Below are 16121 nucleotides of genomic sequence, written 5' to 3'. Positions count from 1 at the left end.
TTACCAGTTGATGAATTTTTTCAAAATAAAGTCGATGCTGTAGTAGATGATGAGGGTAAGGGCGGTGATGACGAAGAGGGCGGCGAAGGCGAGGTCGGTTTGGCTGCGGTTGATGCCGTATTGAATAAGGTAGCCCAGTCCTGCGCTGCCGCCGACGTATTCGCCGATAAGTGCGCCGATGGGGGCGATGGCGGCGGCAACGCGAATGCCGCTGGCAAAGGCGGGCAGGGCGGCGGGCAGACGGATATGAATGAGAGCGGCAATTGCGCCGGCGTTTAAGGTTTTGCCTAGAGCGAGATAGTGCGGCGGTGTGTGGCGCAGTCCGTCATAGGCGGCGGTGGCGATGGGGAAGTAGATGATGATGACCGTGATGATGATTTTGGGCAGCAGTCCGTAGCCGAACCAGAGCATGAGGATAGGCCCGAGGGCATAGACGGGTATGGCTTGGGAGATGAGCATGAGGGGCAAAAACCATTGTCGCAATAGGCGGCTGTATTGCAGGACAAGGGCGGTCAGCAGTCCCAAGATGATGCCGATAAAGAGGCTGAGCAGGATTTCCAAAGCGGTGATGCCGCTGTGGTGGAGGAGTTGGCTGCGGCTGTGCCACAGACGCGTTAAAACGCGTTCCGGCGGCGGCAGGAGGTAGCTTGGAGTGTGGCTGAACCAGATGATGATTTGCCAGAGCAGCAGCAGTCCGGCACAGGTGATGAGGGGGCGTAGAAGAGACTTAAGCATGGCGGAGTTGTTGTATGAGTTGTTCTTGCAGTTGTGCCAAGCCTTGCGTATCGAGGGCGCGTGGCGTGCGGCTGTCGGGCAGGGCGACGGGCTGTAAGGCGGCGGGCGTGAGTATGTGCAGGCTGTTGGCAAGACGCAGGGCTTCGGTAGGGTCGTGGCTTATCATGATGACGGTTTTGCCGCTGAGCAGTTGCAGGGCGAGGTTTTGCAGTTCGTAGCGCGTAATGGCGTCTAGGGCGGAGAAGGGTTCGTCCATGAGTACATAGGGGCGGTCTTGCATCAGGGTGCGGGCGAGGGCGGCACGTTGGATTTGTCCGCCCGAGAGTTGGCGCGGTTTAGCGGCGGCATATTCTTCCAGTCCGCAGGCGGCAAGTAGGGCGGCGGCACGCGGATAGTCTTTGGCTTTGCCTTGCAGTCGTGCGCCGAGCAGGACGTTTTCTTGGAGAGATAGCCAAGGCAGGAGATCGTTGTGCTGCGCCATGTAGGCGATTTTGCCTTGCAGGGCATCGCCTGCGGCGGTAGTAATGCTGCCGCTGATGTCGGCATTGTGCGGCAGTAGATCGGCGATGGCATGCAGCAGAGTGCTTTTGCCCATGCCGCTGCGTCCGAGAATGAGATGCCATTGGGCGGCGGCAAAGCAGTGGCTGATATTGTGCAAGATGCAGCGGTTGCCGTAGCGGATGCTGAGATTGTTCAGGCAGATGGCATTCATCAAAAATTCCTTCATTTATGGTGCTAGAATTTCATTGGAAGCAGCAGTAAGCGCTTCCAATTCAGGGCAACACTAGGGCAAGGTTTTATGTGTCGTCCTGCGTGTTGAAACATGACCAGTAATGATGAAAATGATGCACAGGTCCGTGTCCGCTGCCGATGTTTAGATTGTCGGCTTGGGCAATGGCGGCGGCGAGGTAGCGGTGGGCTTGGGCGACGCTGTCGGCAAGCGGCAGTCCTTTTGCCAGTCCTGCGGCGATGGCGGCGGAGAAGGTACAGCCGGTGCCGTGGGTGTTTTTAGTCGGCAGACGCGGACTGCTGAACGTTTGTTTGTCTTGTGCGTCGAGAAGAAGGTCGCTTAAGGTGTCGCCGCTTCCGTGTCCGCCTTTAAGCAGTACGGCTTGGCAGCCCAGCTCAAGCAGGGCTTTTGCGGCTTCTTCGTCGCCCGAGGATACGCTGTCGCGCCCGAGGAGCACGGCGGATTCGGGCAGATTGGGCGTGATGAGGCTTGCCAGCGGAATCAGACGGCTTTTTAAGGCGCTGATGGCTTGTTGATTGAGCAGGGTATCGCCGCTTTTCGCTACCATCACAGGGTCTAAGACCAGCGGCAGCGGGGCAAATTCAGCCAAGGCATCGGCAACGGTATGGATTATCGGTGCATCACCGAGCATGCCGATTTTAATCGCCTGTGGTTTGATGTCTTGCATCACGGCTTGAATTTGTGCGCGAATGCTTTCGGCGGAGAGCAGCTCGATATGGCTGACGCTGCGGGTGTTTTGGGCGGTAACGGCGGTAATCACGCTGGCGGCATATACGCCTAAGGCGGAAAAGGTTTTGATATCGGCTTGAATGCCTGCGCCGCCGCCGCTGTCCGAGCCTGCAATGCTTAGCGCGATTGGATGAGAGTGGTTCATATATCCTCCGTGCAGGAGCGGAGAGGCTTGTTCCCTCCGCCAGTATTAACTGAATCAGGTTCAACGGGTATTTCTCAGCATAAAGCACCCCGACAAGTCGCAGCTTATGGTATAAGCTTGCAGCCTCTTTGTCCAGTCTTGGATGATTATTCAGGAAAAATCGCAAATTTTGTTAGAATGCGGCGTTTTGACTCGGGGAGCAGGCATGGACACGAGAAATTGGCGGCGCGGTTTGGGCATATTGACAGGCATTTACGTCTCAAGAATGCTAGGCATGTTTATGATTTTTCCGGTATTTAGCCTTTATGCCACGGAATTACAGGGCTCGACGCCTTTTCTGATCGGCTTGGCATTGGGTGCTTACGGGCTGACGCAGGGGCTTTTGCAAATTCCTTTCGGACATTTGTCCGACCGCTTCGGCAGAAAAGGTATGATGTTAATCGGTTTGGGTTTGTTTTTGCTGGGCTCAGTCATTGCGGCGTTGGCGGATTCGATTGCGATGATGATTGTCGGGCGCGCCGTTCAAGGTATGGGCGCGATTTCTTCCGTTGCGCTTGCCTATGCCACCGACATTTCGCCGCCTGAAAAACGCGGTTTCGTCATGGCGGTGATCGGCGGTTCTATTGGCATGGCATTCGTGCTGGCCTTAATTCTCGGCCCGATTGTCTCGAATTGGGTCGGCGGCGTTGACGGCTTGTTTTGGGTGATTGCCGCCTTAGTCATTTTGGCAATCTGTGCCGCTTGGCGTCTGCCTGCAATCGGCACGGCGCACATCAGCGGCGAGCAATATGCGGGCAAAAAACTGTGGCAGGCATGTTTTGCGGTGGGGATACTGCACGCGACCTTTACCGGTACCTTTACCGTCCTGCCCTCCGTTTTAGTTAATGACGGCGGCTTGGAGCGGGTGCAACATTGGTGGCTCTATCTGCCGGCAAACCTGATTGCCTTGAGCTTTATGCGCTATAAAGCCGATCCGCATCCGCTGAATTTCGGCGTTTCTTTCATACTCATGGCAATCGGCTATGCCTTGCTGGCATGCGGCTTCGATTTCTGGGGCTTGGTCTTGGCGCTGACGATTTTCTTTATCGGTTTTTATCGTTTGGAAACAGGCTTGCCGCATTGGGTCAGCCAATTTGCTGATGCCGATAGTCGCGGCAAAGCCATGGGGATTTTCTCAACCGTACAATTTCTCAGCAGTTTTATCGGGGCGGCATTGAGCGGCTGGCTTTTGCAGCACAGCCATGCCTATGCGGTATTTGTCGCCTTATTATTCATCTCCGCCCTTGCCGCTTTGGTTTTACTTTGGGTGGGTAAACGCGATACACTATCGCGTTAAATTTAACCGGAATACATAGGGAAAAATATGGCTTCAAGAGGCGTTAATAAAGTGATTTTACTTGGCAATTTGGGCGCAGACCCGGAATGCCGTACTTTTCAAAATGGTGATTTGGTTGCCAATTTTTCTTTGGCGACCAGCGAAACATGGCAAGACCGTAACACCGGCGAAGACCGCGAAAAAACCGAGTGGCATCGCTGCGTGGCTTATCGCGGTTTGGCAGGTGTGGTGCAAAAATTCGTGCGCAAAGGCAGTAAATTATACATCGAAGGCAAACTGCAAACCCGCAAATGGACGGATCAAAACGGTATCGACCGCTATTCCACCGAAATCATCGTCGATAATATGCAAATGTTGGATTCGCGCTCCGGCGGTTCGGCACCGCTTGACGATGCCTATCAATACCATGCGCCGCAAGGCGGCGGTTATTCGCGCGGCAACGCTTCTCAGCACAATGATCAGGGCTATCAAGGCGCGCCTTATTCTGATGATTATGCCCAAGCGCCGCGCCAATCCGCGTCCAAAGCCAGAAATAATGCCGTGCCGCAAAGCCCTGTTGCACCGCAAAATCCCGATGCCGGTATGAGCGGCAATTTTGATGACGACGATATTCCTTTCTAAGACTGCTTATATTATGGGATAACAACCGCTATGAATACCGCTACTGATGCACGCAACATCATTCTGCTTTATGAAAGCGAAGTGATTTTTAACCGTTTCCGCCAAGCCTTCGGCGACCGCTACCGCATTCACTGGGGCAAAGACCTCAATACCACCATGGAAATACTGGCGCAATGCGATGTCGGCGTGATAATTTGCGATGTGCATTTTCATCAGCAAGATATCTATCCTGTGGTCTTGGCGCTTAAACATCTACATCCTGATTTGGTGACCATGATAGTGGCGCAATCGCAGAGCAAAGAAGAAATCGCCGAATTGGAAGCGCAGGAAGAAATTTTTGCCGCCTTGGTGCGCCCGATTACCCAAATGCAAGTTAATGAAACGCTAGATGCGGCATTTAATTATTATCTCAGCCGCCGCAAAGCCGAAGCCGAACAAATTCGCGCCGCACAACAAAAAGCCGATGCCGCCGCTGCGGCGAATTCGCCTTTTGCCGGCATGAGCCTGATTGAAGCCTTGGCGGCGAAAGCGGAAATGGCGGAATCTACATCGGAACAATCGACATCGTCGCATAGCGAGTTTGCTTTTGCAGAAGAGCAGTTGCCGGAAGATATTTTGGCATTGGACGATTTATCCTCAACAGAGAACGCCGAAGCAGAAATGGGCGATGCAAGCAAACAAACAGAGGAAAAAGAAGATAAAACAACATCATTCTATCCCTCAAGACGCAATCAAATTGACGAAAATTCCGTAGATTTTATGTTCTTCGAAGATATGGAAATCGATGACTAAAGCTTTCCGCCTCGGCATTTTTATCGGGCGTTTTCAGCCCTTTCATCACGGGCATGAGCAAATGGTGCGGACGGCTTTGGCGCAGGCCGAGCAACTCTTGATTCTGCTCGGCTCCGCCAATACGCCGCGTAGTTTGAAAAACCCCTTCAGCCTTGAAGAGCGCGAAGAAATGATTCGCGCTACCCTGCCTGCCGAGCAATCGCGCCTGCATTTCGCGCCGTTGGACGATTATCCCTATGACGACCATAGCTGGATGCTGCATGTGCAAACGCAGGTGCAAGGCATTGCGCAGTGCTTGAACGTCGCGCAGGAAGAGATTGCCCTGATTGGACACCAAAAAGACGCCAGTTCTTTTTATCTCTCGCTCTTTCCGCAATGGCGCTACATCGCCTTGCCGAATTTTGACGGCATCAGCGCTACGCCTATCCGCCAAGTCTTTTTTGCGCAAGATGCGGAGGCAGCCTTAGCGGCGGATGTGCCGCTGAAAGCGCCGGCACGCGAATTATTGCAGCGCTTTCGACAAAGCGCGCATTTTGCCAATTTGCATGAGGAATATCAGCAAATTCAGCAGGAAAAAGCTCTGTGGGCGCAAATACCTTATCCCGTGAATTTAGCCACCGTGGATGCCATGATCGTGCATCGCGGTCGGATTTTGCTGGTAGAGCGCGGCAATCCGCCGGGCAAAGGCTTGCTGGCATTGCCGGGCGGTTTTTTAGAAACTCATGAAACGGGTTTTGAGGGCTGTCTGCGCGAATTGCGCGAAGAAACGGGCTTAGGAGTTAATCCTCAAGCATGGCGGCATTTTCTGCGCCATCGCGGTATTTATGATGCGCCGGGACGTAGCGCACGCGGACGCATCATTACGCAAGTCTTTTATTTCCGCATTCCTGACGATATCGATTTGCCGTCGCCGCTTGGTACGGATGATGCGGCGCAAGCCCTGTGGCAGGATGTGCAATCATTAGACGCACGCTGTTTTCATGACGACCATTTCCATATTATCCGCGATATATTGAGTAAAACCGCCGATTAATCCGTCAGCACATGCCGATAGGCGAACTTAATGTTATCATGGCGCAAACATAGTAAAGGATTTGCCGTGCGCCTGTTTTTCACCTCCGATACGCATTTTTTTCATCGCAATATCATCAAATATTGTCAGCGGCCTTTCGCCTCGCCCGAAGAGATGAACCGCGCCATCATCAGCATTTGGAACCGCCAAGTGCAGAAGGGTGAACGCGTTTATCATTTGGGCGACGTATCTTTCGGCGGCTTGGCGGAAACCTATCGCGTCTTAGCCGAGCTGAACGGCGAGATTTGCCTGCTGCGCGGCAATCACGACGATGCTTTGGCCGATGACCCTTATCTGCGCGAACGCTTTGTGTGGATTAAGGATTATCATGAACTGAATTGGAACGGCCGCCGCATTGTGCTGTGCCATTATCCTTTGGCGCAGTGGCGCGATGCGCAGCGCGGCGCTTGGCATTTGTACGGACATACCCACGGCAGCATTGCTTTACCGGGCGCGGCACTGGACGTGGGGATTGACGCGCAGCCGGAATTCCGCCTGTGGACGCAGGAAGAAATTATCCGACGTTTAAGCCGCAAAGCCGCCTTGCCTTATCCGGGCAAACCACATTATCCGCAGCGTCGCTTTGATCAAGACTGGCAATTGCTCAGTCAGGAAGACACGCCATCATGTTAAGTATCCGCCAAGCAAATGATCTCGAAACATTAGCCGATGAATGTATCAAGATTTATCAGCAGAACAATCCTTCCGTCTTTGCGAACAGCTTTGTGATTGTACCCAATTTGAGCGTGGCGGATTGGTTGGAACAGCGCTTTGCGCAGCAACAAGGCATTGCCGCACGGATGCGCTATCTGCTGTGGCGGGAATATGCGCATCAAGCCCAAGAAGCCCTGTTTCGCGCCCAATATCCGACGAAGACCCTGCCGCCGCCATTATCCAATGCCATGATGCGTTGGCAGCTGTTCGCCTATTTGCTGAATGAGGCGCAAAATATAGTGCAAGATGAACAACATGCTTTACATCCTGCTTTGCAAGCCTTATTTAACGGTTTGGGACGACAGGCGGCGCTAAGCGACACGCAGATACAGCGTCTATGGGCTTATGCCGAAGAAACGGCAAAAATTTTCAATGATTACCTTGCGATGCGTCCGCAGTGGCTGGATGATTTTGTGCAGCATTCTTCCTTGGATTTGGCAGATTTCGCCGATGCCGAAGCCATTGCCGCCATGCCCGAGTGGTTGCGGGCGCATTATCAGCAAGTCTTGCAAGCACAAGCTTTTTTGTGGAAAAAATGCTTTGTCGATACTGCTAAACAACATGCCGAACTGACTCAGGCATTTATTGCGGCGGCGCAAGAGCAGCGTTTGCCGGCGCATATTCTGACCGAGCAACTTTTTATTTTTATGCCGCGGGATGTAGACCAATCCATGTTGGATTTTTTGCAGGCATTAGGGCGCTCGCGCGATGTTTATGTGTTTTTATACGGCGTGAGCAATCAGCGGCTCAGCGATATTGTCGATAGCCATTGGCTGCGCCATCTGTCTGTGCAACAACAGGAAGAGCAGCATTTGAGCAGCGGACATGATCTTTTTTCCCGCTTCGGCAAACAAGAGCGGCAACGCTTCAAACTGTTAGAAGCCAATCAATTGGCGGAGCAAATCGACTATCTGCAATCTCCCGAGTCGCAAAGCGCGCATTTGTTGGGACAATTGCAGGACGACATCCGCCGTCTCGATGATGCGATCAGCTTGAATCCCAATCCCTCGCCTGAAGACGATTCTTTAAAAATCCACGGCTGCCACGGCTTGCTGCGCCAATTGGAAGTGCTGCGCGGCGAGATTGTGCGTTGGCTGAATGCGGACAGCAGTCGGCGATTGGACGATATTGTGATTCTTCTGCCCGATGTTGCCGCTCATCAAGATGCCTTGCGCGCCGTTTTTCCTCAGCAAGGCAGTTATGACGGCTACACCCTGCCCACACGTCTGACGGGAATTAATACGGCGGCGGTGGAAAATCTATGGCAGGCACTCAGCGGTATTTACACCTTGGCGGACAGCGATTTCAGCTTTCCGGCGGTCAAACAATGGCTGCTGCTGCCGGATAATTGCGCCGCCTATGAGCTGAGCCATGAAGACATGCTTTATTGGCTGGATAAATTGGCGCAGGCAGGCTTTCGCCGTGGCTTTGACGAAGCGCATTTGCAGGAAACGCTCAGTGATAAGGATTACCGCTTCAGCTTCTGCTATGCCCTTGACCGCTTAGTCACCGGCTATGCCATGCCGACAGTGCCGCTGTATGCCGGACAAGTCGCGCCCGATAGTACCATCAACAATCAGGCTTTTGCCGCCTTAAACGCCTTATGCCGCTTCGCCGAAGAAATTCATGCCATTCGCGCCGGCAAAGACGAACGCATAAACCCCTGCGATGGTCTGAAAAAACTAGAAGAACATTTGCATAAGCGTTATGCGCATGCCTTTGACAACAGCGCCTATCAAGCGATAGACAAGCATATTCAGCATATGAAATCACAACTTATCAGCGAGGCGGCGCGCACATTACCGGATCTGCCCTTTAAATTTATCTTGCGCACGGTAGCGGAATCTTTAAGCGGTATGCAAATCAGCGCCGAACCCAGCGGCGTGATTACCATTGCCCAGCTCAATGCCTTGCAAGCTCTGCCTTATCGCCTGATTGTCTTTCTCGGTGCGGAAAACGGCGCATTCCCCACGCCGGTGCAGGACCGCCGCTATAATTTGCTGGATATCGCGTCACCGCAATTAGGCGACCGCTCACGCCGCAATGAAGACCTTGCCGCCTTCTTACATTGTCTTTGTGCGGCAAAAGACGCCTGTTGGCTATTCTATACCGCCGTTGATCCCATCGACGGCGAAGCGCGCATTCCGCCTGCGCCGATTCAGGAACTGCTGAATTATTTAAGCGAAAACCAAGTGCCGCAGGCGCATATCCATATCGCGCACAGCGCCGATCCTTTTCATCCCGAGCAAGAAAAAGGCAAAGCGGCGGCGCCTTTATGGCAGGAATTGCAGCACATTCTCTTGCAAGAAAAAAGCCTTGATGCGCACAGTTGGTTGGATTTCACGCACTATGATTTCAGCTGCCTGCCTTCTATCGCCGCCGAGAATAAAATAAATACGCGCCACAGCCTTGATTTTCAGCGCATCGTGAAAGCCCTGCAAAAACCGCTAAATCACTATTTGCGCGAACAAAACATCCGTCTGCCTTCCGTCCAACATCAAGATCTCGGCAGAGAGCCGCTGTTTCTCGATTCCTTAGAACAATGGCAATTGCGCCATCGGCTGATTCATAGCGAGGACAGCCCGGAAAATCGAGACATCATAGCTGCCTTGCCTATTCTGCCGATCGGGCGTATGGCGAGAGCGGAACATAGGCAAACGCAGGCACAGATAGCGCAGCGCAAAGCGGCTTTATTTACCGCTGCGGCTGCAACAACAGCGGATAATCCTGTTCGCACGCAGGAATGCAGCTGTGCCGACATCAGCATTGCCGCTGCTTTACCCGTTCATGCCGATCAAGCTTGGCTTCGTCTATTGGCAGGAAAGAGTAAGGCAAAATACTGGCTGGAAGCATGGCTGTGGCATCTCTTATGGCAAAGCAGCCATGATATTCCGCTGACGCAGAAAGGCGTTTGCTATGTGAATTTTAGCGACGATAAAAAAGACGAAGGCATGACACTGCGATTGGAGGCGATGCCCCAAGCCCAAGCGCAAGAAATCTTAGCGCAATGGCTGAAGGTTTATCACAGCATGAGCGTGCAGCCCTGGCTGTGGTCGCCCGAAAGCGCAGAAGCTGTTGTGAATAAACCTGATAAACCTATAGTGCAAACTGTGCAAAAATATCTGAATTATGAAGAAAAAAACGCATGGGAATTCTTATTCCATGATACGGATACGGCGTCTTTGACAGAAGCCTTGAATCAGAGTTGGTCTATTGCCAAAACGCTGTATCAATCCTTGTTCGAGATAGTAAAAAAGCAAATATAACTACATTGATAACACAGAAATGATGCAAAAAATCCTGATCTTTCTTTTCTGCTTATGCTTGCCGGCATGGGCGCAGAGCCGCAGCGAAAAACTGGTGAAAGCGCATTTTGAATACGTCAAAATGGTGCATGCGGTGGCGGAGAATTGCATGCAGACGGCGCAGGATTTAGCCGCCAAACCCGATGATAAGCAATTAATTATTGAAGGTATGCGCTGCTATTCCTTCTTGCTGGAAAAACGCGAAAAACTGGAAAACGACGTCTTTAAACTGCTGCGCCGCCTGAATTTTCCGCAAGGCGAATTGAGCGAACGCGATCGGCAATTCGTGTCGATGGTTTATCTGATTGATCTGCATTTGGAAGAAATCGGCGGCAAAATTGAGCCTGTGGTCAAGCGGCATCAAAGCAAGGGAAGAAAATAAATCAGGTTTTGCAAAGCCTTCAACATGAATATAGTAAAAGCGTTATAATGGCGGCTTCTCAAACCCTTCATTAAGGAAAAACCATGACTAAACTGTTAGATATCGTGAAACCCGGCGTAGTTACCGGCGACGACGTGCAAAAAATCTTTTCCTATGCCAAAGAAAAAGGCTTTGCCATTCCGGCGGTCAATTGCGTCGGTTCTGACTCCGTCAATGCCGTATTGGAAACAGCCGCCCGTGTTAAAGCGCCCGTGATTATCCAGTTTTCGAATGGTGGCGCCGCCTTTTATGCCGGCAAAGGCATTAAGCCGAGCAGCGGCGCGCGCCCTGATGTTTTAGGGGCGATTGCCGGTGCTAAACACGTGCATACTTTGGCGGAAGAATACGGCGTGCCGGTTATCCTGCATACCGATCACTGCGCGAAAAAATTATTGCCGTGGATTGACGGACTGCTTGAGGCGGGCGAGAAACATTTTGCCGAAACGGGCAAACCGCTGTTTTCCTCTCATATGCTGGATTTATCGGAAGAATCCATCGAAGAAAATATGCAGATTTGCCGCGAATATCTGGCACGCATGGACAAAATGGGCATGACGCTGGAAATTGAAATCGGCATCACCGGCGGCGAAGAAGACGGTGTGGACAATTCGGACGTGGACGAGTCGCGCCTATACACCCAGCCGGAAGATGTGCTGTACGTCTATGACCAATTAAATCCCATCAGCCCGCGCTTTACCGTGGCGGCGGCATTCGGCAACGTGCATGGCGTGTACAAACCCGGCAATGTGAAATTAAAACCTTCTATTTTGGGCGATTCGCAAGCATTTGTGTCTAAAGAACGCAATTTGCCGGAAAAATCGATTGATTTCGTCTTCCATGGCGGTTCCGGTTCCAGCCGCGAAGAAATCCGCGAAGCCATCGGCTACGGCGCGATTAAAATGAACATCGACACCGACACCCAATGGGCGGCATGGAGCGGCATTTTAGACTTCTACAAAGCCAATGAGGCCTATCTGCAAGGACAATTAGGCAATCCGGAAGGACCTGATGCGCCGAATAAAAAATACTACGATCCGCGTGTTTGGCTGCGCAAAATGGAAGAAGCCATGTCCAAGCGCTTGGAACAATCTTTTGATGATTTGAATTGCCGCGATGTGCTGTAATTCTTAAGTTCGTAAAAAACCGCCTGTTTGACATCAGGCGGTTTTTTTATAACCGATTAAAATAAAAATGAAAGGAGCAGAAATGCAAATATTCAGATACCGCCCCATAAAGTGTGTCTGATGAGAGGCAAAAGAAAAGGTCTCTCAAATTTTTGTAAGAATGTTTTAGCAAACGCAATCCAAAAAAGAGAGAGACCCTATGAACAGTTTACAACTAAGCCCAAAGCAGCTACAAGAAATTTGTCATGATTTTACCAACAAGCCCAATGGCATCAATACGCTGCTATCTATTATGCTCAACAGCCTAATGAAAGCCGAGCGTAAGGACTTCTTAACTACTAGCAGTAGCGGTAGCAACAAAGCCAATGGCTATCGTAGTCTGCGCGGACTGGGTATTGGTGAGCAGATTGAGTTAGCGATTCCTAGAGATCGTTTAGGACAATTTAAGCCTCTTCTGCTAGAAGTCATGCGTGAGCAGCAGGATATGCTGAATGAGCTGTGTTTTGAGTTATATGCCAACGGCTTAACTACCCGTCAGATCGAAGGCATTACTGAAAACATCTATGGTAAAAAGCTTTCCAAAAGCGCGGTATCACGCATCACCGAAAGCCTGTATGAGGACATGAAAGCCTTTCGAGAACGACCGCTAGAGCCCCATTATCCCATCATCTATTTGGATGCCACCTACGTCAAAACCAAACGTGAGACCGTCTCTAGCGAAGCGTACTATGTTGTGCTCGGCGTGAAGCTGGACAAAACCCGCGAGGTGCTCGGTATCTACAACGCCCCCACAGAATCTGCCAGCACTTGGGACAGCATCTGCCAAGACCTAAAAGAAAGAGGCATACAACACATTCAGTTGGCCATCATCGATGACTTGAAAGGGCTGGATCAGAGGATTGAAAAACACTTTGCCTGCCGCATACAAAAGTGCGTACTGCACCTGAAAAGACGCCTACTCAGTCAAAGCAAAACCAGCCATAGAGCGGAGCTGGCACAAGATTTAAAAGACGTCTTCTGTGTGGGCAAACATGACAGTTTATCGGCATCTACTGAACGTGCTAAAGCCTGTTATCAGAAATGGAAGAAATACTACCCGCAAGCTCTTGCCATATTAGCTGATAAGGACAAGCTAAGTTACTATTTAACCTATCTGCATTATGAAAACGAGGTACAAAATATGATTTACACCACCAATCAAATTGAGCGGTTGAACAAATCCTTTAAACGCACTTTAAAGATACGCAACAGCATGCCCAATGTAGATTCTGTATTAACGCTGATGAGTAAAACTGCTATTGATATGGGTGAAACAACTTACCGTTATCCATTGAGCCGTTTTGCAGATTCATTACTTTTTAGCTAAACTGCCTATGCTGACTTTCTTGCAAAAAGACACACTTTTTGGGACGGTATCAATATTCAGTATAGACCCCGAAGCCTTTCTCGGTGGCATTATCGCGCAGGACGAACGGCAGGAATTGGTACAATTAGTCATGCAAAAAGGCAATGAAATGCAGCCTTATCAGGTAGATGCCATTGTACTCTTGATTATGCTGAGCGGGCGGGCGCAAATTCGCAGCGACGAAGACAGTCAGGAGCTCATTCCCTACCAAATTGCGCGTTTAGAAGCGAACGAGCGCCATATTGTCCGCGCTTTGGCGAATAAGACGCTGATATTGGCGGTGAAGCAATACGGCTAAGCGGAAGATTAGTTGAGTGGAATGGCGGTAAATATAGTACCTTAACTTCAAAATGAGACTTAGAGATACACATTTTGTCAGGAGAAGCGCTTAGAATAATCTCATTTTGAAGTTAAGAGACTATAACACGCTAGGTGGCGAGTAAACAATTGAGTAATCATAATAGGAACGTGCAATCGGAAGAAATATCTATTGATACGCTGATTGTTGTAAAATGGTTTTTTAAATAAAATCCTATAGGAGAGAAGATAATGGAATTTTCTTTAGATAAAAAGATACGCTTTGAGCAAGTGAAAGGCGTGGGCACAATAGAAGCTACATTGCTGCCTAATCAGCGGGTATATACTTTTATTGGTGAAAATGGCGTAGGGAAAACGAAGTTTTTAGAAAGCTTATTTAGTACATTATTGTTTAGTAGTAATATTGTAAAAAATAAGATTTCTTGGGTGGATCCAAATTTTATTCCATTCAAATTATTGAATTTAGATGGAAATACTTTTGAAGTAATAAAGGGTTTTAACAAAGATAGTAATCCTTTTAAAAATATAGAATATTCATTGCCCTTTGTATATCTTTCTGCACAGCAGCGAGGAAGAATTACCAGGCATGGACAAAGTATCAGTCATATTGGTAATAAAAAAGAACGTTTGGAAAATTATATAAAATATATATTGAATGGATTTAATAGTAATCCTGAAATTTTGAAAAATTTGAATATGGATGTTGATCTTGAAGAATGGATCGTGCAAAGAGCGCAATCTGCTAATCCTTATCAAGCAAAAGAAGATAATCGAGAAATTGAATTGACTACGCTTTTGTTCTTATTGAATAAGGTAGATGACAGAATTGATTCCAAATTTATTCAGATATCCGGTGATAATCGTGTTTTTATTCAAATAGAAGGACAGAAAAGAGAGTTGTCTGAACTTTCAAGCGGGTTTTCATCAATTTTAAAAATAATTCAATCAATTATTGCCGGTTATAGCTATTTTACTAATGAAAGCCAAATTGCTAATGTACAGGGGTATGTATTAATTGATGAAATTGAAAGCCACCTACATAATCAATGGCAAGTGAAGATTATTCCTTTGTTAAAGCAATTGTTTCCAAATACAACATTTTTTATTACTACTCATTCGTCATTGGTAATCAGTCAGTTAAATCATGGTGAAGCCTATCGTTTGCAACGTTATGAAGATGGTATAGTTTATGCAAAATTAATTGATTACCCAAGTACAGTTTCATTTATTGATTTATTAGACGATACCTTTGATGTTAATTTAAATAAATTAAAAATCAAATGGATAGAGGATGAGGGACAGCGAGAAGCCAAACAAGCATTATTACAATTAGTGCAGAAAGAATTGGTAAACTTGGAGAGTGGTAAATGAAAAGGTATTTATTAGATACAAATTATCTGATTTATTTGGCAGATCCTAAAGCAGATTCAAATAAAAAAGCCGAGGTGTTGCGTGATTTCGAAGATAAGTTGCAAGCCTCTGAGGCGCTGTTCTTTTTAACACCTTTAATTCGTCATGAAGTTTTGCGCGGCGTAGATTGGAATGATACAGATAGATTAAAGAAACTAAAAGAAGCATTAAGACGAATTCAAACTATTGAAATAAATAATGATATTTCTGATTTGGCTAGAAATTTATTTCGTTTGGATAGGGCAAAACAAGAACTAGTAAAGCAAAAGCAGAGTGGTGAAAAAAATATTTAAAAATATCAATTTGATATGTTTCATTTTGCTACGGCAAAAATATATAATTTAGAGATTCTTTCAAAAGATCGTGATATGAAAGCAATAGGCGCTTTATATGAGCAATATGAACGCGAGAAAAATGATAATTTTTGATAATATTTCTATTAACTATTTGTTTTATATATCAGTAAATAGCGAGAAATATCGGGCTGCGGGCGTGAGGGTTCTGAGATGACATTGGTATCGAGCAGAATCATTCGAATGAGACTGCCGCTTCGGTGCTGTTGTCGCGCAGATTATCCCAATCCATGCCGCCTGATTCCTGACCGATGGCGGAGAGCATCGAGCCTAATTTTACTTTGTGCTGACTGAGGGCAATATTGTCCAAAATCAGGCGGATTTCCGTTTCCGTGCTGTGACCGGCGGCACGGGCGCGCATTTTGATGGCATGGCGGGTGGCTTCGGACAGGTTTTTGATGAAAACAGAGGGCATGGCGGCTCCTGATGGCTGGCAGAGCGTCTTATGCTATCTTTATTCAAAAGTGCTGGCAATATGGCAGGGCGATTCTTAGCCGAACAGGGCAATCAGCCACAGGATGCCGATTAAGCACATTGCCATGAATTGCGCGGCGGAGCCGACGTCTTTGGCGCGTTTGGCAAGCGGGTGTTTTTCCAAGGAAATGTAGTCGATGGTCGCTTCAATGCCGGTGTTGAAGAGTTCGACGATGATGGAGAGAAAGGAGGCGGCGATGAGCATCATGCGTTCGGCGGCGCTGAAGTCGAAGCACCATACGGCGATGAATAAAACGGCATTGCCGATGCTGAGTTGGCGGAAGGCGGCTTCGTGGCGAAAGGCGGCGATAAAGCCGTCTTTGGAGTAATGGGCGGCGTTGATGATGCGCTGCCAGCCGTCTTTGCCTTTCATGTCGTTGGTTTTGATGTCTTTGTCTTCCATGAGTTGTCTATCC

The 16121-nt window shown here is 48.9% G+C and carries 17 protein-coding genes and 1 riboswitch; of the genes, 12 read left to right on the top strand and 5 right to left on the bottom strand.

The window, feature by feature from the left end; all coding sequences use genetic code 11:
- The 3 genes from DYC63_RS11925 to thiD all read right to left on the bottom strand — a co-directional run bounded on the left by DYC63_RS11925 (position 1) and on the right by thiD (position 2360).
- On the bottom strand, positions 1–735 hold the full coding sequence (locus DYC63_RS11925; protein ID WP_115219399.1) for an ABC transporter permease: 735 nt from the start codon (positions 733–735) through the stop codon (positions 1–3).
- Positions 728–1447 carry an ABC transporter ATP-binding protein gene (locus tag DYC63_RS11920; protein ID WP_115219398.1) on the bottom strand — a complete coding sequence of 240 codons (720 nt, stop codon included), beginning with the start codon at positions 1445–1447 and terminating at the stop codon, positions 728–730. The genes DYC63_RS11925 and DYC63_RS11920 overlap by 8 nt, the downstream gene beginning before the upstream one ends.
- An 85-nt stretch (positions 1448–1532) precedes the next feature.
- Positions 1533–2360, bottom strand: coding sequence for a bifunctional hydroxymethylpyrimidine kinase/phosphomethylpyrimidine kinase (thiD, locus tag DYC63_RS11915; RefSeq protein WP_115219397.1), 828 nt, complete (start codon positions 2358–2360; stop codon positions 1533–1535).
- Between the two features lie 14 nt (positions 2361–2374).
- A riboswitch (TPP riboswitch) is annotated at positions 2375–2462 on the bottom strand.
- A gap of 103 nt (positions 2463–2565) precedes the next feature.
- Here thiD and DYC63_RS11910 point away from each other — a divergent pair.
- The 12 genes from DYC63_RS11910 to DYC63_RS11855 all read left to right on the top strand — a co-directional run bounded on the left by DYC63_RS11910 (position 2566) and on the right by DYC63_RS11855 (position 15171).
- Complete coding sequence (locus DYC63_RS11910; protein ID WP_115219537.1) at positions 2566–3696, top strand: MFS transporter; 1131 nt, start codon at positions 2566–2568, stop codon at positions 3694–3696.
- A 27-nt stretch (positions 3697–3723) separates the two neighbouring features.
- The gene (ssb, locus tag DYC63_RS11905) at positions 3724–4317 is read left to right on the top strand and encodes a single-stranded DNA-binding protein (RefSeq protein ID WP_115219396.1); all 594 of its coding nucleotides are present in this window, start codon (positions 3724–3726) and stop codon (positions 4315–4317) included.
- A gap of 30 nt (positions 4318–4347) precedes the next feature.
- On the top strand, positions 4348–5109 hold the full coding sequence (locus DYC63_RS11900; RefSeq protein ID WP_115219395.1) for a hypothetical protein: 762 nt from the start codon (positions 4348–4350) through the stop codon (positions 5107–5109).
- A complete protein-coding gene (locus DYC63_RS11895) occupies positions 5102–6142 on the top strand; it encodes a bifunctional nicotinamide-nucleotide adenylyltransferase/Nudix hydroxylase (protein ID WP_115219394.1) in 1041 nt (346 codons plus the stop codon). Before DYC63_RS11900 ends, DYC63_RS11895 begins: the two co-directional genes overlap by 8 nt.
- A 30-nt stretch (positions 6143–6172) precedes the next feature.
- Entirely contained in the window at positions 6173–6814 is a 642-nt protein-coding gene (locus DYC63_RS11890; RefSeq protein ID WP_245888198.1) for a metallophosphoesterase family protein, read from the top strand.
- Positions 6808–10161, top strand: a complete 3354-nt coding sequence (locus DYC63_RS11885) for an exodeoxyribonuclease V subunit gamma (protein ID WP_115219393.1) — start codon at positions 6808–6810, stop codon at positions 10159–10161. Before DYC63_RS11890 ends, DYC63_RS11885 begins: the two co-directional genes overlap by 7 nt.
- Before the next feature lie 22 nt (positions 10162–10183).
- Positions 10184–10582 carry a hypothetical protein gene (locus tag DYC63_RS11880; RefSeq protein ID WP_218564628.1) on the top strand — a complete coding sequence of 133 codons (399 nt, stop codon included), beginning with the start codon at positions 10184–10186 and terminating at the stop codon, positions 10580–10582.
- A gap of 83 nt (positions 10583–10665) precedes the next feature.
- Entirely contained in the window at positions 10666–11745 is a 1080-nt protein-coding gene (fbaA, locus tag DYC63_RS11875; protein ID WP_115219391.1) for a class II fructose-bisphosphate aldolase, read from the top strand.
- 199 nt (positions 11746–11944) lie between these two features.
- On the top strand, positions 11945–13111 hold the full coding sequence (locus DYC63_RS11870; RefSeq protein ID WP_115219390.1) for an IS256 family transposase: 1167 nt from the start codon (positions 11945–11947) through the stop codon (positions 13109–13111).
- A gap of 7 nt (positions 13112–13118) precedes the next feature.
- Positions 13119–13448 carry a cupin domain-containing protein gene (locus DYC63_RS11865; RefSeq protein WP_115219535.1) on the top strand — a complete coding sequence of 110 codons (330 nt, stop codon included), beginning with the start codon at positions 13119–13121 and terminating at the stop codon, positions 13446–13448.
- A gap of 251 nt (positions 13449–13699) precedes the next feature.
- Positions 13700–14839 carry an AAA family ATPase gene (locus tag DYC63_RS11860; protein ID WP_115219389.1) on the top strand — a complete coding sequence of 380 codons (1140 nt, stop codon included), beginning with the start codon at positions 13700–13702 and terminating at the stop codon, positions 14837–14839.
- Positions 14836–15171: a type II toxin-antitoxin system VapC family toxin gene (locus DYC63_RS11855; protein ID WP_218564627.1), complete on the top strand. Its 336-nt coding sequence runs from the start codon at positions 14836–14838 to the stop codon at positions 15169–15171. The genes DYC63_RS11860 and DYC63_RS11855 overlap by 4 nt, the downstream gene beginning before the upstream one ends.
- A gap of 235 nt (positions 15172–15406) precedes the next feature.
- On the opposite strand, the gene DYC63_RS11850 is transcribed toward DYC63_RS11855, so the two are convergent.
- Together DYC63_RS11850 and DYC63_RS11845 are read right to left on the bottom strand one after the other, a co-directional pair.
- Positions 15407–15646 carry a FitA-like ribbon-helix-helix domain-containing protein gene (locus tag DYC63_RS11850; RefSeq protein WP_115219388.1) on the bottom strand — a complete coding sequence of 80 codons (240 nt, stop codon included), beginning with the start codon at positions 15644–15646 and terminating at the stop codon, positions 15407–15409.
- 75 nt (positions 15647–15721) lie between these two features.
- Entirely contained in the window at positions 15722–16108 is a 387-nt protein-coding gene (locus DYC63_RS11845; RefSeq protein WP_115219387.1) for a diacylglycerol kinase, read from the bottom strand.
- Between the last annotated feature and the right edge of the window lie 13 nt (positions 16109–16121).

It is taken from the genome of Suttonella indologenes (assembly GCF_900460215.1).
GTDB lineage: Bacteria > Pseudomonadota > Gammaproteobacteria > Cardiobacteriales > Cardiobacteriaceae > Suttonella > Suttonella indologenes.
The sequence above is the reverse complement of the archived record's forward strand: the minus strand, read 5'-3'. Positions and strand labels throughout refer to the sequence as shown.